This window comes from Kouleothrix sp. (genome assembly GCF_046328425.1).
Taxonomy (GTDB): domain Bacteria; phylum Chloroflexota; class Chloroflexia; order Chloroflexales; family Roseiflexaceae; genus Kouleothrix.
Genome location: NZ_JAXLWP010000003.1, coordinates 215,177 through 236,678, shown reverse-complemented (window position 1 = coordinate 236,678; position 21,502 = coordinate 215,177). Strand labels below are relative to the sequence as shown.

Annotated in this window: 15 protein-coding genes; 9 read left to right on the top strand and 6 right to left on the bottom strand. The window is 67.0% G+C overall.

The annotated features are described in order from the left end of the window. Positions 1 to 124: 124 nt before the first annotated feature. Entirely contained in the window at positions 125 to 406 is a 282-nt protein-coding gene (locus U0177_RS00955; protein ID WP_409568705.1) for a hypothetical protein, read from the top strand. A 170-nt stretch (positions 407 to 576) separates the two neighbouring features. On the opposite strand, the gene kbl is transcribed toward U0177_RS00955, so the two are convergent. Further along, complete coding sequence (gene kbl / locus U0177_RS00950) at positions 577 to 1,767, bottom strand: glycine C-acetyltransferase (RefSeq protein WP_409568704.1); 1,191 nt, start codon at positions 1,765 to 1,767, stop codon at positions 577 to 579. 356 nt (positions 1,768 to 2,123) lie between these two features. Here kbl and U0177_RS00945 point away from each other — a divergent pair, with 356 nt between their 5' ends. From U0177_RS00945 to U0177_RS00930, 4 genes are all read left to right on the top strand, one after another. Then, positions 2,124 to 3,044, top strand: coding sequence for an LLM class flavin-dependent oxidoreductase (locus U0177_RS00945; RefSeq protein WP_409568703.1), 921 nt, complete (start codon positions 2,124 to 2,126; stop codon positions 3,042 to 3,044). Positions 3,045 to 3,793: 749 nt separating this feature from the next. Then, positions 3,794 to 4,450: a hypothetical protein gene (locus tag U0177_RS00940; protein ID WP_409568702.1), complete on the top strand. Its 657-nt coding sequence runs from the start codon at positions 3,794 to 3,796 to the stop codon at positions 4,448 to 4,450. Positions 4,451 to 4,785: 335 nt separating this feature from the next. Next, positions 4,786 to 6,933 (top strand): ABC transporter ATP-binding protein, encoded by a 2,148-nt coding sequence (locus U0177_RS00935; protein ID WP_409568701.1) that lies wholly within the window; start codon positions 4,786 to 4,788, stop codon positions 6,931 to 6,933. A gap of 130 nt (positions 6,934 to 7,063) precedes the next feature. Next, positions 7,064 to 8,965 (top strand): ABC transporter ATP-binding protein, encoded by a 1,902-nt coding sequence (locus U0177_RS00930; protein ID WP_409568700.1) that lies wholly within the window; start codon positions 7,064 to 7,066, stop codon positions 8,963 to 8,965. Positions 8,966 to 8,975: 10 nt separating this feature from the next. Here U0177_RS00930 and U0177_RS00925 read toward each other — a convergent pair whose 3' ends face one another. Then, complete coding sequence (locus U0177_RS00925) at positions 8,976 to 10,628, bottom strand: PQQ-binding-like beta-propeller repeat protein (protein WP_409568699.1); 1,653 nt, start codon at positions 10,626 to 10,628, stop codon at positions 8,976 to 8,978. 178 nt (positions 10,629 to 10,806) lie between these two features. On the opposite strand from U0177_RS00925, the gene U0177_RS00920 reads away from it, so the two are divergent. Further along, positions 10,807 to 11,247 (top strand): hypothetical protein, encoded by a 441-nt coding sequence (locus tag U0177_RS00920; RefSeq protein WP_409568698.1) that lies wholly within the window; start codon positions 10,807 to 10,809, stop codon positions 11,245 to 11,247. Between the two features lie 67 nt (positions 11,248 to 11,314). Here the strand turns inward: U0177_RS00920 and glpX are convergent, their stop codons facing one another. Next, entirely contained in the window at positions 11,315 to 12,319 is a 1,005-nt protein-coding gene (gene glpX / locus U0177_RS00915) for a class II fructose-bisphosphatase (protein ID WP_409568697.1), read from the bottom strand. A gap of 226 nt (positions 12,320 to 12,545) precedes the next feature. Here glpX and U0177_RS00910 point away from each other — a divergent pair, with 226 nt between their 5' ends. From U0177_RS00910 to U0177_RS00900, 3 genes are all read left to right on the top strand, one after another. Further along, positions 12,546 to 13,295 (top strand): RNA methyltransferase, encoded by a 750-nt coding sequence (locus U0177_RS00910; protein WP_409568696.1) that lies wholly within the window; start codon positions 12,546 to 12,548, stop codon positions 13,293 to 13,295. An 88-nt stretch (positions 13,296 to 13,383) separates the two neighbouring features. Next, positions 13,384 to 14,049: a Type 1 glutamine amidotransferase-like domain-containing protein gene (locus U0177_RS00905; RefSeq protein ID WP_409568695.1), complete on the top strand. Its 666-nt coding sequence runs from the start codon at positions 13,384 to 13,386 to the stop codon at positions 14,047 to 14,049. 1,503 nt (positions 14,050 to 15,552) lie between these two features. Continuing rightward, positions 15,553 to 16,068, top strand: coding sequence for a hypothetical protein (locus U0177_RS00900; RefSeq protein WP_409568694.1), 516 nt, complete (start codon positions 15,553 to 15,555; stop codon positions 16,066 to 16,068). 405 nt (positions 16,069 to 16,473) lie between these two features. Here the strand turns inward: U0177_RS00900 and leuS are convergent, their stop codons facing one another. From leuS to U0177_RS00885, 3 genes are all read right to left on the bottom strand, one after another. Continuing rightward, positions 16,474 to 19,239, bottom strand: a complete 2,766-nt coding sequence (gene leuS / locus U0177_RS00895) for a leucine--tRNA ligase (RefSeq protein WP_409568693.1) — start codon at positions 19,237 to 19,239, stop codon at positions 16,474 to 16,476. Positions 19,240 to 19,294: 55 nt separating this feature from the next. Next, positions 19,295 to 19,711 (bottom strand): hypothetical protein, encoded by a 417-nt coding sequence (locus U0177_RS00890; RefSeq protein ID WP_409568692.1) that lies wholly within the window; start codon positions 19,709 to 19,711, stop codon positions 19,295 to 19,297. Positions 19,712 to 19,814: 103 nt separating this feature from the next. Then, positions 19,815 to 20,582: a class I SAM-dependent DNA methyltransferase gene (locus U0177_RS00885; protein ID WP_409568691.1), complete on the bottom strand. Its 768-nt coding sequence runs from the start codon at positions 20,580 to 20,582 to the stop codon at positions 19,815 to 19,817. Positions 20,583 to 21,502 lie beyond the last annotated feature (920 nt).

Genomic DNA, 21,502 nt, shown 5'->3' with positions numbered 1-21,502 from the left:
CCTCAATGATTCGGCAGCGAGGGAGCGGAGCTTCGTTCAGCATGACATGGCATTTCTTCGCTTCGAGCGGTACAAGGAAACGTCGTTGACAGAGCACTAGTGTGGGTGAATCGAGGCATTCCCTATGGAGGCAAAGTTTCTGGGGTTGCCGATCGCCGTGTGGGGCGGGCTGTGCCTGGTGGTCGCGGCGGTCTTCGTGGTGGTGTGGCCCAAAGACCGCGTCGCCGACGCGGGCGCGCTGCGGCTGTTCGTGGTGCGCTGGTTTCATGCGCTGGTGTGGGTGTTCCTGGCGGCGTCGTGCTTTCTGCGCATGCGGCCCGAGCTGGGCGGCCTGGCCAACCGCGTGGCTTTCGCCGCGCTCATCACCTACTTGATCTTCATGGCCTCGCTGTTCGTGCGCTATTAGCCTGCGCCGGCAGCTGCCCTCGCGCGTGGGAGGCTTGGAGGGCTTGCGCCCTCCAAAATTATCTCTTTTTGGCCGGTCGCGGCCACCGCCGTGGCCGGGGCCGCGACCGGCCAAAAACGAAGTTTTCGGGGGCGGCAAAGCCGCCCCGAACCCCCGCCGTGTAGCTCGTATTAGTCAATGACGCCCAGCGCGCGGCCAACCTTGGCGAACGCGGCAATCGCCTGGTCGATCTGCTCTGGCTCGTGCGCCGCCGAGATCTGCACGCGGATGCGCGCCTTGCCCTGCGGCACCACCGGGTAGAAAAAGCCGATCACGTAGATGCCTTCGTCGAGCAGACGGCTGGCGAAGTCCTGCGCCAGTGCGGCCTCGCCAAGCATGACGGGTGTGATCGGGTGCTCGCCAGGCGGGATGTTGAAGCCCGCGCCGGCCATGCCCGCGCGAAACTGGCGCGTGTTGGCCTCGAGCTTGTCGCGCAGCGCGGTTGTCTCGCTCAGCAGCTCGAGCACGCGCAGCGACGCGCCGACGATCGCCGGGGCCAGCGTGTTCGAGAACAAGTATGGCCGCGAGCGCTGGCGCAGCAGCTCGACGATCTCTCGCCGCGCGGCGGTGAAGCCGCCCGACGCGCCGCCAAGCGCCTTCCCCAGCGTACCGGTGATGATGTCTACCCGGCCCATGGCCCCGCGATACTCGTGGGTGCCGCGGCCGGTGGCGCCTACAAACCCGGTGGCGTGGCTGTCGTCGATCATCACCATCGCGCCGTAGCGCTCGGCTAGGTCGCAGATGGCCCCCACCTGCGCGATGATCCCATCCATCGAGAATACGCCGTCGGATACGACCAGCGTGCGGCGCGCGCCGACCGCGGCCCGCAGCTGGGCCTCGAGGTCGGCCATGTCGTTGTTCTTGTAGCGAAAGCGGCGCGCCTTGCTCAGCCGCACGCCGTCGATCACCGAGGCGTGGTTCAGCTCGTCCGAGATGATCGCGTCGTCTTCACCCAGCAGCGGCTCGAATACGCCGCCGTTCGCGTCGAACGCCGCCGCGTACAGGATCGCGTCTTCCATGCCCAGGAACTCGGCGAGCTTGCGCTCGAGCGCGACGTGGATCTCTTGCGTGCCGCAGATAAAGCGCACCGACGACATGCCATAGCCGTAGCGGTCGATGGTGCGCTTGGCGGCGGCAACTACCTCGGGGTGCGAGGAAAGGCCCAGGTAGTTGTTGGCGCAGAAGTTCAGCACCTGCCGGCCGTCGCTGGTGCCGATCACGACGCCCTGCGGCGTGGTGATGATGCGCTCGCGCTTCAGCAGCCCGGCGGCTTCGATCTGCGCCAGCTCGGTCTGTAGTGCGGCGCGCACTGTATCGAACATCGTTGTTCCCTTTCTTTTCTGCTCTGCCGCAGGCAGAACAAGCCTCTATCGCACACGACCGCGTAAGTCTTGTCAATCACACGAGAAACACGCTGTCCTCCCGCGTGGGAGGCTTGGAGGGCGCAAGCCCTCAAAATCATCTCTTTTTGGCCGGTCGCGGCCACCGCCGTGGCCGCGACCGGCCAAAGTTTTCGGGGGCGGCTTTGCCGCCCGGATCCCAACGCGTATGCGTGTCAATCATACCATAGCGCAATCGAGTGGCCGCGCGCCGCAGGCAACATAGATCGCCGCCACGGCGCGTCTTATTTCATGCTACGATACCCGCATGCCCGCCGGGCGAAAGGAGCTGTGCGCATATGGACGCTTCCGCGACTCAGACAATGAAGATCGGCCTGGTGATGCCGATCGCCGAGGACGACGCGCTGGGCGGCACGCCGAGCTACGCCACTATCCGCGCGCACGCGCTGCGCGCCGAGGCCGCCGGCTTTGATTCGATCTGGGTGTACGATCACTTGCTGTTCCGCTTTGGCGAAAAGCCCACCGCCGGCATCTGGGAGAGCTGGAGCATGCTCGCGGCGCTGGCCGAGGCTACGCGGCGCGTGCAGCTGGGCACGATCGTGATGTGCGTGCCGTTCCGCAACCCGGCGCTGCTGGCCAAGATGGCCGATACGCTCGACGAGATCAGCGGCGGGCGTTTGATCCTCGGCCTTGGCTCGGGCTGGCACCAGCCCGAGTTCGATGCGTTCGGCGTGCCGTTCGACCACAAGGTCGATCGGTTTGAGGAGGCGCTGCAGATTATCACGCCGCTGCTGCGCGAGGGCCGCGTCGATTTCAGCGGCAGCTACTACCGCGCGCCAAACTGCGAGCTGCGCCCGCGCGGCCCGCGCCCGCACGGCCCCGAGATCCTGATCGGCTCGTTCAAGCCGCGCATGCACGGCCTGGTGGCGCGCTACGCCGATAGCTGGAATACCGCCTGGCTTGGGCAGCCAACTCTGCTGGCCGAGCGCCGCGCCGGCGTCGAGGCGGCCTGCGCCGCCGCCGGGCGCGACCCCGCTTCGCTTGGCGTGACGGTCGGTGTGCACCTGATGTACCTTGACGCCGGCACGCCGCCGAGCGAGCCGCCCGAGCGCGTGCTCACCGGCAGCCCGGCCGAGGTGGCTGCGGCGCTGCGCGAGTACGCCGCGCAGGGCGTCGATCACCTGATCTGCTCGATCGACAAAGTCTCGCTCGACGCGGTCGACTGGCTGGCAGAGGCAGTGCGCCTGGCGCGCCCGTGACCGCTGCCCGCGCTGCACGCGCTGCCGCGCGCTGCGGTTGCGTGGGCGCGGCTAGATCCAACACCTTTCAAATACCAAGGCCAGCGGAAGGTTGCCACAAAGACTCAAAGACTCGAAGGCGCTCGGGAGCTACACATGCTTCGCGTCTTCGAGTCTTTGTGGCTCATCGCACGCCTACCGGACAGCAGGTTTGAGCTGCGCCGCTTAGCTCTACACCCCTGGCGGCGAGGTGAGCTGCGCCGCAGAAGCTTGCCACAAAGACGCCAAGACACGAAGGCACTCCGAGGCGCTGGGGAGCTACACTCGCTTCGAGTCTTTGAGCCTTTGCAGAAGCTTGCCACAAAGACTCAAAGACTCGAAGGCGCTCGGGAGCTACACACGCTTCGCGTCTTCGAGTCTTTGTGGCTCATCGCACGCCTACCGGACAGCAGGTTTGAGCTGCGCCGCTTGGCTCTACACCCCTGGCGGCGAGATGAGCTGCGCCGCCGCGCCAGCACGCCGCCGGCAGGTGTGCGAAAACGCGCCCGCGCCGCGTTCTGTATGTAATACCAAAGCAATCGAGAGAACCGTCATGTGCTGCACACCGCTGTGTATCGCTTGGAGAGAGCGGAGCTTCGTTCCGCATGACAGGGCGTTTCCTTGTCGGCGTCAATGGCGGAAAACGTTCTTGACAAAGTAGTTCGTCTTCTGTCTTCCGTCCCTGCTGCATATCGCAAGTTCACGTCTGGAGAAAACAAGGAGCCTGTGCGATGCCCTCGAACGAAGAGATTGCCGGCCAGCTCGAGCTGCTGGCGGTCAACCGCCGCACTCTGGCGCTGCTGCTGCGCCAGGAGCGGCTGCAGGGCGGCAGAGCCTACGCCCTGCCCGCCGTGGTAAATGGCATCCTCGAAGCGCGCGCAGAGATCGCGCGGATCACGGCGGCCCTGAAAGGCTGGGGAGTGGCGGTCGAGCTGCACCCCGACGACATTGGCGCGCCCGAGGCGGAAGTGCCCGGCGCGCAGCCGCCGCAGCCGCACGGCGGCATTCATATCTACGGCGGAACCTTCAACGCGCCGGTCGGCCAGTCGGGCGGCAGCAGCACCAGCAGCGTCTACAGTATCGCCGGCAGCCTGAACATCGGCGCCAGTCCCGGCAAGGACGAATTCCTGGCGGCGCTGCGTCAGTTCAAGGCCGAGCTTGCGAAGGCCAGCGACCTCCCGGCCGACAAAGCCGACGAGATTGGCGAAGATGTCGACAGCGCGATCAAGGCGCTCGACCGCCCGCAGCCGAATGTCGCGCGCGCCGGCGAGCGCCTCGAGAATGTGCGCGCCATGCTCGAAACGACGCTGAGCGCGCTGCCCTCGGCGCTGGCGCTTGGCACGCTGATCGGGCAGGTGCTGGCGAAGCTGCCGGGGCTTGGCGGCTGAGCGGCGCCTAATCCCAGGGCCACAACCTTTTATACGCTGTTCGCTTGATCACGTATAGCTTGCAGTACGTGGCGAAGCCACGTACTGCAACACAATACGACAGGCGGCGAAGCCGCCCTCAAACCCCCACCAAAGTGTCAGTCATCGCTTAGTTCTGGTTTCACATACGGTCATCCTCGGGCGTTTGCCACACAAACACACACAGTCTCGAAGGCGCGCTGCAGCCGCATGTGCTTTCCAAAGTCGCGCCGCTAGTTCAGCCTTGCGGCGGTATATGAACACATGATCGCGTGCTATGATGCGCTGACCGCCATCAAGCAGCGCAGGAGGTTTGTGTGCCCGAGAAGACAGAGTTTCGCGTCGAGAACGCCCACAGCTACGATCGGCGCGGCCCGGTGCGCTGGGTGCTCTCGCACATCGTGCGCTACAAGCTGTTCGGCCTGCTGATGCTTGGCTGCTACACGCTGGCCTGGTTTGTGTACGCCGGTGCGCCGGTGATGATCGGCCGCGCCGCCGAGGAGATCGCCCGCCCCACAGCGCCGAACGGCCTGCTGCTGATCGCGCTGGGCATTCTGGCGCTGCTGATCACCGACGGGCTCTCGATGCTCACCGGCACGATGGCCGGCGAGCACGTGGCGGCGCGCGTCACCGCCGACGCGCGCGCGGAGCTGTACGCCAGCCTGCTCGGCAAGAGCCAGGCGTTCCACGACCGCCAGCGCGTCGGCGATATCATGGCCCGCGCCACCGACGACGTGGCCCAGCTGGGCAGCTTGATCGTGCCGGGCGTGAGCCTGAGCTTCGAGATGATCATGGGCCTGATTGTGCCGCTGCTGTACATCGGCCTGCTGAGCGCCGAGCTGCTGATCGTGCCGCTGCTGTTCATCACTAGCTACCTCATCCTGGTGCGCCGCTACATGCGCCGGCTCACGCCTGTGTCGCGCGCGCAGCGCGACCAGTTTGGCCGCCTGAACGCCGGGCTCGAAGAGACGGTCTCGGGTATCGAGGTGGTGAAGGCCAGCGCGCAGGAGCTGTTCGAGCGCCGCAAGTACCGCACGTCGGCACGCCAGCTGCGCGATTTCTTCGTGCGCCAGGGCCAGATCGAGGCGCTGTACCTGCCGCTGCTGGTGTATGGCTTCGCGCTGGGCCTGATGCTGCTGCACGCGCTGTGGCTCTACCGCGCCGGCCGCGTGGGCATCGCCGAGGTGATCGGCGCAGTAGGCCTGATGAACCTGCTGCGCTTCCCGACGTTTATCTCGGTGTTCTCGTTCTCGACGGTGCAGTCGGGCCTGGCCAGCGCCGAGCGCATTCTGCAGATCATTCGCGCCGAGACCGGGCTGGACGAAAACCCGCGCGGCTACAGCGCGCCGCTGGCCGGCGCAATTGTGTTCGAGGATGTGAGCTTTGGCTACGCCGACCAAGGACGAAAGTCCAAGGACGAAGGCGCTTCACTTGGAGATGGAAGACCGAAGACCAAAGACGAAGGCGCTTCACTTGGAGATGGAAGACCGAAGACCAAAGACGGAAGACCAAAGACGAAAGGCCAAACAGCTTCTGTCTACGACAGTGCATCGAACACGGAAACACCCGCTTTGGTGCTTCGTCCTTCGTCCTCCGTGCTTACCACTCACGAGGAAGACGGAAGACCAAAGACGAAAGGCCAAACAGCTTCTGTCTACGACAGTGCATCGAACACGGAAACACCCGCTTTGGTGCTTCGTCCTTCGTCCTCGGTTCTTAACAATATCAGCTTCACCGCTAGCCCCGGCGAAACGATTGCGATCGTCGGGCAGACCGGCAGCGGCAAGAGCGCGCTGACGCAGCTGGTGAACCGTACCTACGACGCCAGCGAAGGGCGCGTGCTGATCGACGGCGTCGATGTGCGCGAGTGGAACCTCACCGCACTGCGCTCGCAGATCGCCAAGATCGAGCAGGATGTCTTCCTGTTCTCGCGCTCGATCGCCGAGAACATTGGCTTTGGCGCGCCCGGCGCCAGCCGCGAGCAGGTCGAGCAGGCCGCGCGCGAGGCCCAGGCCCACGATTTCATTCTGCAGATGCCCGAGGGCTACGATACGGTGATTGGCGAGCGCGGCGTGACGCTCTCGGGCGGCCAGCGCCAGCGCATCGCCCTGGCGCGCGCGTTTCTCAACAACCCGCGCATCCTGATCCTCGACGACTCGACCAGCGCGATCGACAGCGCCACCGAAGATCAGATCCAGCGCGCCATCCGCCGCGCCCAGCAGGGCCGCACCACCCTGCTGATCACCCACAGGCTGGCGCAGATCCGCTGGGCCGATCGCATTCTGCTGCTCGACGGCGGCCGGCTGGTGGCGCAGGGCACCCACGACGAGCTACTGCGGCGCTCGCCGCTCTACCGGCGTATCTTCGCGCGCTACGACGCCGAGCTGCCGCCGCTGGAGCAGCCCGAGGCCGCAGAGCTGCAGCCCGCCGGCGCGCACCCGGCGCTTGCGCTCGACGACGTATAGAGCGATCATCCGCAGATAGCACAGATTGCACCGATCTGCCGAAGGCAAAAACGCCGGCAGCGCCCAAAAAAGAAAAGGCATTTCGAGGGTATAGCTCTCCAAGCCTCCCGCGCAGGAATAAAGGAGCGACATGGGTTTTCTAATGGACGGCCTCGACCCCGAGGCGTACGACCGCACCTATACCGACGGCCAGCTGGTGAGGCGCATCCTGGGCTACTTCCGGCCGCAGGCGCCAAAGATGGCCGTGGTGGCGCTGACGATCGTGCTCACGTCGCTTGTCGATACCGGCGTGCCGATCGTGATCTCGCGCAGCCTCGATCGGCTGCAGGCCGGTGTGGCCGAAACCGCGCTTCTGGCGCTCGGCGGCCTGATCATGCTGCTCGGCGCGGTGTCGTGGCTGTTCAACGCGGTGCGCCAGCGGCTCTCGGCCGAGGCCGTAGGCGATGTGGTGCTGAAGCTGCGCGAAGACGCGTTTGACGCGGTGATGGAGCGCGACCTGTCGTTCTACGATACCTTCTCGTCAGGCAAAGTCGTCAGCCGGGTCAACTCCGACACGCAGGCATTCTCGCAGGTGATCACGCTGACGATGGAGCTGATGAGCCGGCTGCTGCTGATCGTGCTGCTGATCGGCTACCTGCTCTCGGTCAGCGCGCGGCTGACGCTGATCCTGCTGGGGCTGGCGCCGTTGATTGTGCTTGCGGCGCTGGGGTTTCGCGCGATTGCCCGCCGCACCATCACCGAGTCGCGCCGGGTGAACGCCAGCGTCAGCGCGCACATCCAGGAGACCGTCAGCGGCATTGGGGTAGCCAAAACCTTTCGCCGCGAGCAGGCGATCTACGATGAGTTCCTCGCGGTGAACCGCCAGTCGTTTGTGGTGACGCGCCGCTCGCGGTTTGTGTTCAGCGCGATCTTTCCGGTGCTGAACATTATGGCCGGCATTGGCACTGCCGCGCTGGTGTATTTTGGCGGGCTGACAGTGCGCGCGGGCGGGCTGAGCGCCGGCGAGTGGTTTCTGTTCATCCAGGGCCTGGCGCTGTTCTGGTTCCCGCTCACCAGCATCGCCTCGTTCTGGAGCCAGTTCCAGATCGGCCTCGCCGCCGGCGAGCGCGTGTTCGCGCTGATCGACGCCGAGCCCAAGGTGGTGCAGGTCGGCGCCGGGCAGCTGCCGGATCTGCGCGGCGAGATCGCCTTCGAGCGCGTCTCGTTCAGCTATGGCGACCCGCCAAAGACGAACGGCGAACCACCGACGACCAATGGCCAGGCCGACGAAGGCAGGATTGCACATGCGGCTGACGGCGCCGATCATCCTTCGCCCTTCGTCCTCAGAGACTTCGATCTGCGCATCCGCGCGGGCGAGACGCTAGCGCTGGTGGGGCACACCGGCAGCGGGAAATCGAGCATCGCCAAGCTGATCGCGCGCTTCTACGAGTTTCAGGGCGGGCGCATCCTGATCGACGGCCACGACATTCGCGCGCTCGACCTGCCGGCCTACCGCGCGCGGCTCGGCATCGTCACACAGACGCCGTTTCTGTTCGACGGCACAGTGCTCGACAATATTCGCTACGGCCGGCCCGCCGCCGACGACGCTGAGGTGATCGCGGTGGCGCGCGCGGTCGGCGGCGGCGACTGGATCGCCAGCCTGCCGGATGGCCTCGCCAGCCCGGTGGGCGAGCGCGGCGCCAGCCTCTCGCTCGGCCAGCGCCAGATCGTCGCGCTGGCGCGCGTGCTGCTGCAAAACCCCGCGATCGTGATCCTCGACGAGGCCACCGCCAGCATCGACCCGCTGACCGAGACGCTGATCCAGGAGGGGTTCGACCTGGTGCTGCGCGACCGCACCGCGATTGTGATCGCGCACCGCCTTTCGACGGTGCGCCACGCCGATCGGATCATTGTGCTGCGCCACGGCGCGATCATCGAGCAGGGCAGCCACGACGGGCTGCTGGCGCGCGGGGGGCACTACGCCGAGCTGTACAACACCTACTTCCGCCACCAGAGCCTCGAGTATATCGAGCGAGCCGCGCTGGCGCTCTAGCGCGCCGCCCTCACGACATGCGGTAGGCGATCTGGCCGCTCTTCATGTCGATCGCAAACACCGTGCTGTCGATCATCAGCCACGCGGTGTCGTCGCCCCACAGGCTGGCGCGCAGGCTTGGCATGTGCATGTCGGCCAGCGCGTGCTGCTGCTGGCCCAGGCTTTTGCCGGTGCGCGGGTCGAACATATCGATCTGCAGCTGCGCGTCGTCGCGCAGCACCTGCGCCACCAGCAGGCCGTTTGGCGTCAGCCGCGCCTCCCAGTCGCCCGACGAGCTGCCATGGCGCATGTCGTGGGCTTTGAGCTTCTGCTGCCAGCGGCGCTCGCCGCTCTTGGTGTCGATGCCCCAGATCTCCTGGCGCTGCGAGTCCCAGGTGGGCGCGGCGCGCGCGATCAGCACGTCGTCGCGCGCCATCAGCGGCGTGAGCGTGTAGTCTTTGTCGGCGGCGAGCACGCGCGCCTGGCCGCTGGCGGTGTCGAGCGCCCAGATCGCGCTGCCGTCGCTGGTGTAGATCGCGCCGTCGGTCTGCAGCGGCTGGTCGTACAGCCAGTTTGCGCCAAACTGGTTATCCTTCAGCGGCGTCTGCCAGCGCAGCGTGCCGCCGTTCAAGTCCCACGACTGCGCGCAGCGCGCGAAGAAGCCGAAGATCAGGTACATCGAGCTGCCATCGGCGTTGAACAGCATCGACGAGCTTGCGTCGGGCCGCTCGTCGTCGAAGGTGTCGTGCGCGCGCGGGCAGGTTGGCGCGAGCTGCAGCGTCGATTTGCCGCTGGCCGGGTCGAGGAAGTCGATCGCCGTGCGCTTGTGGTCGTCGCTCTCGGTTATGGTCACGATCCGGCTGCCGGCGACGTTCAGCTGATTGGGCTGGTTCGCCAGGCGCTGCGTCCAGGCGGGCTGGCCGCTCTGGGCGCTGAACACCTGCACCGTGCCGTCCTTCTCGAGCACCGCCACCTGCTTGCCAACCAGCCGCAGGCAGCCGTCGCAGCTGTTGCGCGGCTCGACGGCGAGGGCGGCCTGCCACGCAACGCTGCCGTCGCGGCGGCGCAGCGCCACCAGCTGATCGTTGTCGGTGAAGAAGACCTGGTCGTCGCCGAGCGCCACCGCGCCCTGGTAGGCGTCTTTGCTCAGCAGCGGGCTTTGCCAGCGCGCGGCGTGGCTGCTGCCGTCGATCAGCGCCAGCGTGTAGCGGCTGCTGTCGCTGTGGTACATGTAGGCCAGCAGGTCGCCGCCCTGGCCATCGCGCGGCAGCACCGCCACCAGCTCGTTCACCCAGGCGCGCTCGTTGCTCGCCACCGACACGACCGTGGCGATGTCGGCAGGGAGGTTTGCCGGCAGGCTGGGAAGCTGCTTGAGCAGCGCTGGAGCGTTTGTTGCTACGGTGCTGGCGCGGCCCGCCAGAAACCCGCCGAAGCCGATCAGCCCGGCGAGAAACAGTGCCAGCATCAGCGGGAAGCGCACGCGCGGACGCGGCGTGCCGGCGCGCGGGTAGCCAGTGTTGATATTCAGCGACCACGAGTTGACGCTGCCGCCAACGCTGTTGATGCTGTTCGGGCGCTCCACTGGCGTGCCGCAGTAGGCGCAGGTGCCCTGGTTGCCCTGCATGGCGATTGCCGCGCCGCAGCGCGGGCAGGAGAAAACAATTGGTTCGGCGCTGTTCGACATCGTGCGTGTGCTCCTGCTTGTGGCGTGGCGCGCCGCGAGCCGGCGCTTATATATAAAACGCACTCTGATGCCGGTTTGACACGTGCGCCGGCTCGCGGCGCAACATCGCGGCGCTGCCGATCGTCTGGTTCAGGTACATTCTGCAAGGTGAGCGAGGCTCACACAGAGGAGGAGAAGGATGTATTGTCCACAATGCGCCGCCGAGCTTGGCGCCACTGCCGCGCACTGCCCAGGCTGCGGCCTCGACGTACGGCCGATCGCCAGGCTGCTGCGCGAGCCGCGCGAAGGCATAGGCAATGCCGCGCGGCGCTGGCAGCCGCAGCGCCACGCGCTCGGGCTGCTGCTGGTGCTGTGCAGCCTGCTGGTCGGCTGCTTCATCCCGATCAGCATCGGCCTGCTCAACGGCGTGGTGGCGGTGGGGCCGCTGGTTCTGGTGTTGGGTGGCCTGGCCGGGGTGCTGCTGGTGCTCGGCGCGATGCTCATCCTGGCGTCCGAGGGCGCGATCCTGACATCGGCGCGCGCCGAGCAGCCGCCGGCGCACACGCTGCTTCCCGACACAAGCCTGGGCGAGGCGGGCGTGCCGTACGAGGGCGAGCTGCGGCAGCCGGCGCGGCGCTAGGCTCGCCCTGCGAGCAACAGAAACGGCCCCCGCTCACCGTGAGCGGGGGCCGTCGCCATGGGCTGCGCTACTTCGCACCGCCATTCGCGCGCTGGGCATACTGCACGCCCGAGATACGCATCAGCTTATCCCAGTGATGCGAGCTCTCGATATAGCGCACCGTGCCCGAGGCCAGGCGCATCACCACCGAATGCGTGCGCGCGCCGCCGCTGTAGTAGCGCACACCGCGCAGGAACTCGCCGTCGGTGATGCCGGTGGCCGCGAAGAACACATTCTCGCCGCGCACCAGGTCGTTGGTTCGGTATACCTTGTGGATGTCGAGCTTCTGCGTCTCGACGAGCGCGCGCTCGTCGTCGTTGCGCGGCCAGATCTTGCACTGGATCTCGCCGCCGACGCACTTCATAGCGCAGGCGGTGATCACCGCCTCGGGCGCGCCGCCGATGCCCATCAGAATATCGGCCGGCGGGTCGTCGATCGCCGTCATCACGCCGGCCGACACATCGCCGTGCAGGATGAGCTTGATGCGCGCGCCAGTCTCGCGGATCTGGCGGATCAGATCCTTGTGGCGCGGCCGGTCGAGCACCACCACGGTCACGTCCTCGGCCTGTTTGTTCAGGGCTTTGGCCACGTTTCGGATGTTCTCGGCCACCGGCGCGTTGATGTCGACCGTGCCGCGCGCGCCTGCGCCGACCGCCAGCTTGTCCATGTAGGCGATGCCCGACCAGTTATACAGCGCGCCGCGCTCGGCGATTGCCAGCACCGCGATCGCGCCGGGCATACCTTCGGCCAGCAGCGTCGTGCCCTCAACCGGGTCGACGGCGACATCGACGGCGGGGAGTTCGCCGGTGCCGACGCGCTCGCCAGTATAGAGCATCGGCGCCTCGTCCTTCTCGCCCTCGCCAATCACCACCAAGCCGTCCATCGGCATGCTCTCGAGCGAGAAGCGCATTGCGTCGACGGCGGCCTGGTCGGCGGCGATCTTATCGCCCCGGCCCATGAAACGCGCGGCCTTCAGCGCTGCCGCTTCGGTGCAGCGCACCAGATCCATGCCAAGGTTACGCTCAAGTCGCATCGGTGCTACCTCCTTGTAGACCGCCTGAACTGCCACGGGCCTGCGCACTGGGCGGCGCGGTGTGGCGACGGAGATGATACGTTTGCCGCGATTGTAGCACGGCGGCGCGCGTTGTGTCTACGCCGCTTGCGGTGGCGCCTGAAAGATGGTACAACACGCGCAGCGCCATACGGCGGCCTCCGTTGGTGCGGTCGGTTTCATGCTACCGGGAGTGAGTTACAGTCGAATGAGTTCAGCGCTCGACAATATTGTGGTGGTGCTGCAGCGCCCGCGCAAGCTGGTGAATATCGCCGGCGCGGTGCGCGCCATGAAGAATATGGGCCTGCGCCGCCTGCGCCTGGTGCAGCCGGCCGAGTATAGCCCCTACGAGATCGAGGGCATCGCGCACCGCAGCGCCGACGTGCTGAGCGCCACGACGATCCACGAGCACCTCGACGACGCGCTGGCCGACGCGATCTATGTGGTCGGCACCAGCGCGCGCTCTCGCGAGGCCGGCGCGCCCCCCGTCGCGCCGCGCGCGCTGGCCCCGGCGCTGCTGGCGCGCGCCGCCGAAGGCCCGGTGGCGCTGCTGTTCGGCCCCGAAGATAACGGGCTCACCAACCACGACCTCGATCGCTGCCACGCGCTGATCGCCATCCCAACCGACCCGGCCTACGCCTCGCTGAACCTGGCCCAGGCGGTGCTGCTGGTGGCCTACGAGCTGCGCATGGCCGCCGAGGTGGCCGCGCCCGCGCGCCAGCGGCCGTTTCGCCCGGCCGACGCCGGCCAGCTCGAGGCGCTGTTTGGCGCGCTCGAGCGCGCGCTCTGGGCGGTCGAGTTCTTCAAGGCCCACCAGGCCGAGGGGATGCTGCGCACGCTGCGCAGCTTGGTGCACCGCGCCGAGCCGGATGTGCGCGAGGCCGCGCTGCTCAAGGCCATGGCCATGGAGACGCTGAACTTCCTGCGGCGCAAAGGCCTCGCGCCGCCTGAAGAGTAGCTCGGCGGCAGCTGTGGCATAAGCTGGCGGCAGCGCGCCTCCCCGCCGTACGGGCGCGATATATCGCACCCATGTCAAGGAGAACCCCATGAAATATCTTCTCACGTCCGCCGGCATCAAGAACGCGAGCATCCACAGCGCGCTCGTGGAGCTGCTGGGCAAGCCGATCGCCGAGGCGAGCGCGCTCTGCATTCCCGCCGCGCTCTACCCCTTTCCCGGCGGGCCTGCAATGGCCTACCGCTTTATCAGCGGGGCAACCGCCAACCCCATGTGCGAGTTGGGCTGGAAGTCGCTGGGCGTGCTCGAGCTGGCGGCGCTGCCCAGCATCAAAGAGGAGTACTGGATCGCCGCTGTCGAGCAGGCCGACGCCCTGCTGGTGGGCGGCGGCGATGTCTTTTATCTGTGCCGCTGGATGCGCGAGTCCGGGCTGGCAAAGCTGCTGCCGTCGCTGCGCGAGACCGTCTATGTGGGCCTGAGCGCCGGCAGCATGGTGACGGCGCCTACGTTCGGAGAGACGTACGACAACCCGACTACGCCGTTTGTCATCGACACCGGGCTGGGGCTAGTCGACTTTGCGCTGCTGCCGCACGTCGATCACCCGAACCACCCGGAAAGCACCACGGCCAAAGTGGAAAGAATGGCCGCCGAGGTGCCTGTGCCGACCTACGCGATCGACGACGAGACCGCCATCAAAGTGGCCGGTGGCGCCGTGGAGGTTGTCTCGGAAGGATATTGGAAGCTGTTTACGCCCTGAGGCATGAGGTACGGCGTTGATGGTGGCGGGGCTTTCTCGTAGGGCGCGCATCGTGCGCGCCTTCTCCCTCTCGGGGCTTGCGGGGGCTGCGCGTCCGTGCCCCGCGGCAGGAGGCCGCCGCCGGCCTCCTGCACCTCGCCGCTGGGGCTTCGCCCCAGACCCCGTAAAAGAATGCCGGCGCTCTCGCGGCGCCGGTGGCGGATGTCTTCGTGGCAAAGCGCCACGTCATTGCGCGCCACGAGGCATGAGCGTCTGACATCGCCACTTGTAGGGCTTCTTTTCCTTTCGTAGGGCGCGCATCGTGCGCGCCTTCGCCCTCTCGGGCTTGAAGGTGCGCCCCGTGCCCCGTAAAAGGAATGCCGGCGCCTCCGCGGCGCCGGTGGCGGATGCTCCTCGTGGCAAAGCGCCACGTCACTCTGCGCCACGAGGCATGAGCGAATGACGCCGCCACTGGCACGGCCTCTCCTCTCGTAGGGCGCGCATCGTGCGCGCCTTCTCCCTATCGGGGTTTGCGGGGCTGCGCGCCCACGTTCCCTCTTAGTAGTCGCCAAGTGCTCTCGCGGTGCCGGTGGCGGATGCCTCGTGGCAAAGCGCCACGTCACCTGGCGCCGAGGCATGAGCGTCTGACATCGCCACTTCTGTAGGGCTTCTCGTAGGGCGCATCGTGCGCGCCTTCTCCCTCTCGGCTGGGCCGCGCGCCCTGTGCCCCCGTAAAAGAATGCCGGCGCTCGCCACGCCGGTGGCGGATGTTCGTGGCAAAGCGCCACGTCACTCTGTGCCACGGCGCATGAGCGTCTGACATCGCCACTGGCACGGCCTTCTCGTAGGCGCGCATCGTGCGCGCTTCCTCTCGGGGTCAGTAGGCTGCGCGCCCACGTTCCTCTTAAAAGAATGCCGGCGCTCTCGCGGCGCCGGTGGCGGATGCCTCGTGGCAAAGCGCCACGTCACTCTGTGCCACGAGGCATGAGCGAATGACGTTGCCACTGGCACGGCCTTCTCGTAGGGCGCGCATCGTGCGCGCCTTCTCCCTCTCGGGGCTTGCGGGGGCTGCGCCCCAGACCCCGTAAAAGAATGCCGGCGCTCTCGCCACGCCGGTGGCGGATGCCTCGCGGCGCGGATTCGGGTGTGGGTTCGCTCTCCCGCTCTCCCGCCTCCCCGCGCTCGCGGCGGTTGTGTGCGCCGGTGCTCCGTGCTAGAATAGGCCGGAACGCATCGCCAACCGCTACCCCGGTTCCTCCGCCTCTGTAGAAGGAGCGTGCCGTGCCCCCTCGCTTCTGCGCCCGCGGCGGCTGATGTCGACGACCCGTACCGCAGGTTAACGCCAGACGCGATGCGGGGATCTGCTCGACCCGCCGCACAGGCGAGGCCGTTCACGGCGAGGTCGATGGCCGCGCTGCGTTGACGGCTGGCAGCCAGCCGGCCGAGCTGCGGACGTCGAGTACTGGAGGCACGGTGGGCGCTGGCGATCATGAAGCGCTGCGACGACGGTGGCAATCCTGATCGGTGTCGGTTCAGGTGTTCGAGATCAAGGCCAGCCAGAAGGCTACCAGCGTCCGCCGCGCGGTGCAGCAGCTGCGCGACACGCGCGCCATCCTGGGGATGCTGTTCTTTCGCGTCTCGGTGACGATCCTGCTGGTCGATACCGGCATCCCCGATGCGCGCGCCGTCGCCGAGCTGATGGCTGCCGAAGACGCGCCGCCGGTGCCGCCGCCGACGCTCGACGAGGTGCTGGCGCTGCTGCCGCAGGTGAAGCTGGTGGGCAGCCTGGCCGAGCGCGATCTTGGCCCCGACGCGGTGAATCTCATCCGCTTCGGCGTCGACGATATTGTCGCGCTGGCGGGCGCCGAGAACCTGCACCTCGATTGGGATGAGGAAGAAGAGGCTCCTGCCGAGGACGAGCCGCCCGCCGACGAGCCGCCCGCCGGGCCGAGCTATGCCTACACCACCGACGAGGCGCCCGACGACGACGACGACGATAACCCGCTCGCGGCGGCGCTGCGCAGGGCAATGAAGCAGTAGGCCGGGCTTCTTTCATGCCAGCATTCGCTTGATAACTGACACTTTGGTGGGGTTTGGGCGGCTTCGCCGCCCCCAAATTTTCTTATTGTTGTATTGGGCAAATACACCCTGCACGGTGGGGTGCGGCGGCGCAGCCGCCCCCGCAGAAATCTTGGTGATGGTGCGTGCGGCTTCGCCGCGCCATCACCACCGTGCAGTGATGTGCTTGCTCCAGCACACAAATTCCGCATTGTGTTGCACGACGTGGCGAAGCCACGTCGTGCAACACAATCGATACGTGATCAAGCGAACAGCGTATGAGTGCCATAAAGCAGGTGATCAGCCGAATTTGGCACCAGCCCAAAAAAAAGAACGTTCGGGTAGCCGCGCCACCCGAACGCTCTTCCGGCGGATTGGCGCCGCGCGCTACACCACCACATTCACCAGGCGGCCCGCCACCACAATCACCTTGCGCACCGGCTTGCCCTCGATAAAGCTCTGCACGCGCTCGTTGGTGAGCGCCCACTCGCGCAGCTGCGCCTCGTCGGCCTGGGCCGGCACATTGATCTTGCCGCGCACCTTGCCGTTCACCTGCAGCACCAGCTCGATCTCGTCCTGCACCAGCGCGGCCTCGTCCCACACGGGCCAGCCTGCGTCGTAGACGCTGCCCTGGCCGCCCAGCCAGCTGTGCAGCTCTTCGGCCAGGTGCGGCGCGAACGGCGCCAGCAGCCGCACGTAGCAGCGCGCCAGCAGTGCAAACACCGGCGTGGCCTCGCCAGCCTGGCTGCGGTAGCCGATCGCGTCGTTCAGCAGGCTCATCAGCGCGGCGATCGCGGTGTTGAAGTGAAACGCCTCGGTGTCCTGCGTGACTTTCTTGATCGTCTCGTTCAGCCGCCGGTACAGCTCCTTCTCCGCCGGTCCAAAATCCGCCGACGAAGGGCGGACGACGAACGACGAACCGGCGCCGGCTCCGCTGGTTGCGGCTTGTTGGTCCTTGGTCGCGTACGCTGCGATCTCGGCCCGATCCGCGCTGAACAGCCCGACCACGCGGTTCAGGAAGCGCTGCGCGCCGCTCACGCCCTCGTCGGTCCACTCCATGCTATTCTCGGGCGGCGCGGCGAACAGCACCACCACGCGCGCCACGTCCGAGCCGTACTGGCGCACGAATGGCCCCACCGGGATGCCGTTGCCGGCGCTCTTGCTCATCGTCACCGGGCCGCTCACCGCCAGCCAGGCGTCGCCGTCCTGCTCGAGCGTGTAGCCATGGTCTTTCAGCAGCGCGCGCGCGCGCTCAAGCGTCTGCGCCTCGGCCGGCAGCTCGATCTTGCGGCGCAGCTCTTCGGGGAAGCGCACAATATCGGCCGAAACCGCCTCGAGCGGCGTGCGCACGCGGCGCTGCACCATGCCCTGCGTGAACAGCGCCTTGAACGGCTCGTCGTCGGGCACCAGCCCTTCGTCGTACAGCACCTTGGTGATAAAGCGCGAGTACAGCAGGTGCAGGATGGCGTGCTCGATGCCGCCGATATACTGGTCGACCGGCATCCAGCGTGCGGCGGCCTCGTGCCCGAAGATCTCGCCGCCGTTCTGGGCGTCGGTGTAGCGCAGGTAGTACCACGACGAATCGACAAACGTGTCCATCGTGTCGGTGTCGCGCCGCGCCGGCGCGCCGGTCTCCGGGTCGGCGACGTTTACCCAGCTCTCGGCCGAGGCCAGCGGGCTCTTGCCCTTGGGCAGGTAGTCGTCGATCTCGGGCAGCACCACCGGCAGCTGATCCTCGGGCACCGGCACCACGCTGCCGTCGGCGCGGTGGATCATCGGGATGGGCGTGCCCCAGTAGCGCTGGCGGCTGATCAGCCAGTCGCGCAGGCGGTAGTTGATCGTGCCCTTGCCCCTGCCGTGCTCTTCGAGCCACTTGATCGCCGCCTTGACGCTCTGGCCCTCGCCTTTGCCGGCCGGCACGCCGTCGAGCGGCCCCGAGTTCACCATCACGCCCTCGTCGGGCCAGGCTTCGGTCAGGTCGTTGGCGCTGACCTGCTGGCCGGCGGGCTGCACCACCAGCTTGATCGGCAGGCCAAACTGGCGCGCAAACTCGAAGTCGCGCTGGTCGTGCGCCGGCACGGCCATGATCGCGCCGGTGCCGTAGCCCATCAGCACGTAGTCGGCGATCCAGATCGGGATGCGCTCGCCGTTCACCGGGTTGAGGGCGTACGCTCCAAGAAACACGCCGGTCTTCTCTTTGGTGGTGCTGGTGCGCTCGATCTCGCTCTCGAGCTTCGACTTGGCCACATACGCCTCGACCTCGACCCGGCGCTCGGGGCTGGTGAGCTGCGCCACCAGCGGGTGCTCGGGCGCCAGCACCATGAACGTCGCGCCCCACAGCGTGTCGGGGCGGGTGGTAAACACCTTGATGGTATCGTTGGAAGGCTGTGCGCTCTGATCGTCGCTCACCGCTGCGGCAACCGCGAAGTCCACCTCGGCGCCCTCGCTCTTGCCGATCCAGTTGCGCTGCATCACCTTCACGCGCTCGGGCCAGTCGGCCAGCTTGTCGAGGTCGTTCAGCAGCCGCTCGGCGTAGGCGGTGATGCGGAAGAACCACTGCTCGAGCTCGCGCTTCTCGACTTTCGCGCCCGAGCGCCAGCTGCGGCCCTCGGCATCGACCTGCTCGTTCGCCAGTACGGTCTGGTCGACCGGGTCCCAGTTCACCAGCGACTTGGCGCGGTAGGCCAGGCCCTTCTTATACAGCAGCTGGAACAGCCACTGGTTCCACGTATAGTAGTCGGGCGCGCAGGTGGTAACCTCGCGGCTCCAGTCGTACATAATGCCGGCGATATCGAGCGAGCGCTTCGACTCGGCGATGTTGTTGTAGGTCCACTCGCGCGGGTGGCGCTTGTACTTGATCGCCGCGTTCTCAGCCGGCAGCCCGAAGGCGTCCCAGCCGAACGGGTGCAGCACGTCGTAGCCGCGAATGACGTAGTAGCGCGTCAGCGCGTCGCCGATCACGTAGTTCTTCAGGTGGCCGACGTGCAGGTCGCCGCTGGGGTAGGGGAACATCTCGAGGATGTAGCGGTTTGGCGCGCTCGGCCGCCGCCCGGCGTTGAAGATGCCCTCGCGGTGCCAAAACTCGCGCCAGCGCGGCTCGATCGCCGGGTCGAACCGGTCGACGCGCTGCTTTTTTGGGGGTGTCGTCGTCATTCGTAGCTCCTCAGTAACAGTGTCTATTGCACCGCCAACGCACGCGCTGCAACGATCATACGCCATACGCCGCGCGGGTACTTTTGCGCAGCATCCACCATAAGCCCACAAACGGCAGCAGCAGCGGCATGAAGAAGTAGCCGACGCCGTAGTTCGACCAGACCGTGGCGTACGGGAAGGGCCGCCAGATCACGTCGACTGTGCCGACGACCAGCACACCCAGCAGCTCGACCGACAGCAGCGCCAGGGTGATCCACCACCAGCGCGGCGTGCGCTGGCGCAGCCCGACGATGATGAAGATATACAGCACGCCCACAAACGTCGAGAGGTGCGCCGGCACATACGTCTTCACGTTCTGCTTAAACAGGTACTCCCACGACGAGCGGCCCAGCGCCGAGAAGGCCCACAGCCCGTAGAAAAAACCGAGCACATCCGACGCGCCACGGGCGCTTTTGCTTGTTGTTGCTGCCATGTTGCTCACCACAGAGGCACAGAGGACACAGAGCTTATTGCTATAGAATGATTCGTTTAACGCCATTCTTCAAAACAGGCACGTTAAAATTGATCAGCTTTGCTCACCACGGAGGCACAGGTGAAATTTGCCGTTGCGCGACATACACCACGCGATACGCCTGCTCGGAGGCCGGCTCGCCGCCCGGCGCCAGCCGCGCCACCAGCGCCAGCCCGGCGGCATCCAGCGCCGCGCGCACCTCGGCGTCGGCCCACACCCGCTCGACGTGGGTCTCCTCGCCGCGCCACCAGCGGTCGATCTCGCGCGCGAACCAGACGATCCGGCCGGTGCCCAGGCGCGCCGCCTGGTCGTACGCGAGCTGGTTGTACACGAGCATGCCCGGCCCATCGTACGTGACCATGTCGCGCTGGTGGTAGTCGAGAAACACCGCCTCGGTGTTCAAGTCGAAGATCCACCAGCCGCCCGGCCGCAGCGCCGCCGCGACGCCGCCGAACACGCGCTCCAGGTCGCCGTCGGCGGTCAGGTAGTTCAGGCTGTCGTAGAAGCACGTCGCTAGGTCGAAGCCAGCGCCAGGCGCTGCGGCGAGCGCCCGAATGTCGCCCTCGGCAAACGAAATCGCCAGCTGCTCGTCGCGCGATCTGCCGCGCGCGATCTCGAGCATCGGCCGCGAGCGATCGACGCCCACCACCGCGCAGCCGGCCCGCGCGAACACCCGCGCCGCCTCGCCGGTGCCGCACGCCAGGTCGAGCACGCGCGCCGGCGTGCCGCCGCGCGCCGCCAGCCACTCCAGCGCCCAGGCGGCCAGCTGCGCGCCCAGGCGCCCCTGCCCGATCGCGTCGTAGACGGCGGCGTACGATTGGTAGATCTCCATGCGGCGTTTATGCTACCTGTTGTGCCTGGCCGCGCGGCAAAGCGCAGCAGGCAACGCTCAAAACAAAAAAGCCCCGCCCCATGCCAGGGACGAAGGCTCTGCTTCGTGGTACCACCCTGCTTCGACGGCCGGCCGCGCGCGGCTGCCATCCTCGCACTGCGCTGTAACGGGCGCGCCCGAGGCCACTGCGCGGAGTGTTGGGCTGTGAGCGTGCGCATGCTTGGCAAGCTCAGGCTTCAAAACTCGCGACGCCACCCAGGCGAGTTCGGCGCTTATGCGGCCTCGCACCCCCCGGCCGCTCTCTGCGAAGGCGCGCCTACTACTCCTGGATATGGCCTTCTGCTGCGGTGCAGTATACCATAAAAGCCTGGCTGCTACAAAGCTGCGCAGATTACAGGATGCGGCCGCCTACGCTGCGGTAGGGTGCGCTCGGGCCGCGCGGGCGCCTACGCTGCGCTCAGGCCGCGCGGGCCGCAGGAGGCTGCGCCAGGGTGCGCTCGTGCCCCGCGGGCCGCCTACGCTGCGCTCGGGCCGCGCGGGCCGCAGGAGGCTGCCGCCAGCCTCCTGCACCTCGGCGCTGGGGCTTGCGCCCCAGACCCCATAATGAATGCTGGTGCGAGTGCTACGCCGGTGGCGCATGCCTCATGGCAAACCGACACCGTATTGTGCGCCGCAAGGCATGCGCGTACGGCGCTGACGCTGGCCCTTCCGTAGGGCGCGCACGTGCGCGCCTTTCGCCATCGGGGCGAGCTGGGAGCTTTGCGCTCCCGTAACCCGCGTGGCACAGAAGCACGTGATGGTGTGCGCCGCAAGGCATGCGTACGGCGCTGACTGGCACGGCATTCTTTCCGTAGGGCGCGCATCGTGCGCGCCTCCTCGCCAGTGGGAGCTGGGAGCTTGCGCTCCCGTACCCGCGTGGC

Excerpts from the sequence above, each read along its gene's own strand:
- U0177_RS00930 (WP_409568700.1), top strand. The coding sequence starts at position 7,064 with ATGGGTTTTCTAATGGACGGCCTCGACCCCGAGGCGTACGACCGCACC.
- U0177_RS00910 (WP_409568696.1), top strand. The coding sequence starts at position 12,546 with ATGAGTTCAGCGCTCGACAATATTGTGGTGGTGCTGCAGCGCCCGCGC.
- U0177_RS00955 (WP_409568705.1), top strand. The coding sequence starts at position 125 with ATGGAGGCAAAGTTTCTGGGGTTGCCGATCGCCGTGTGGGGCGGGCTG.
- leuS (WP_409568693.1), bottom strand. The coding sequence starts at position 19,239 with ATGACGACGACACCCCCAAAAAAGCAGCGCGTCGACCGGTTCGACCCG.
- U0177_RS00890 (WP_409568692.1), bottom strand. The coding sequence starts at position 19,711 with ATGGCAGCAACAACAAGCAAAAGCGCCCGTGGCGCGTCGGATGTGCTC.
- kbl (WP_409568704.1), bottom strand. The coding sequence starts at position 1,767 with ATGTTCGATACAGTGCGCGCCGCACTACAGACCGAGCTGGCGCAGATC.
- U0177_RS00920 (WP_409568698.1), top strand. The coding sequence starts at position 10,807 with ATGTATTGTCCACAATGCGCCGCCGAGCTTGGCGCCACTGCCGCGCAC.
- U0177_RS00905 (WP_409568695.1), top strand. The coding sequence starts at position 13,384 with ATGAAATATCTTCTCACGTCCGCCGGCATCAAGAACGCGAGCATCCAC.
- glpX (WP_409568697.1), bottom strand. The coding sequence starts at position 12,319 with ATGCGACTTGAGCGTAACCTTGGCATGGATCTGGTGCGCTGCACCGAA.
- U0177_RS00925 (WP_409568699.1), bottom strand. The coding sequence starts at position 10,628 with ATGTCGAACAGCGCCGAACCAATTGTTTTCTCCTGCCCGCGCTGCGGC.
- U0177_RS00945 (WP_409568703.1), top strand. The coding sequence starts at position 2,124 with ATGGACGCTTCCGCGACTCAGACAATGAAGATCGGCCTGGTGATGCCG.
- U0177_RS00940 (WP_409568702.1), top strand. The coding sequence starts at position 3,794 with ATGCCCTCGAACGAAGAGATTGCCGGCCAGCTCGAGCTGCTGGCGGTC.
- U0177_RS00885 (WP_409568691.1), bottom strand. The coding sequence starts at position 20,582 with ATGGAGATCTACCAATCGTACGCCGCCGTCTACGACGCGATCGGGCAG.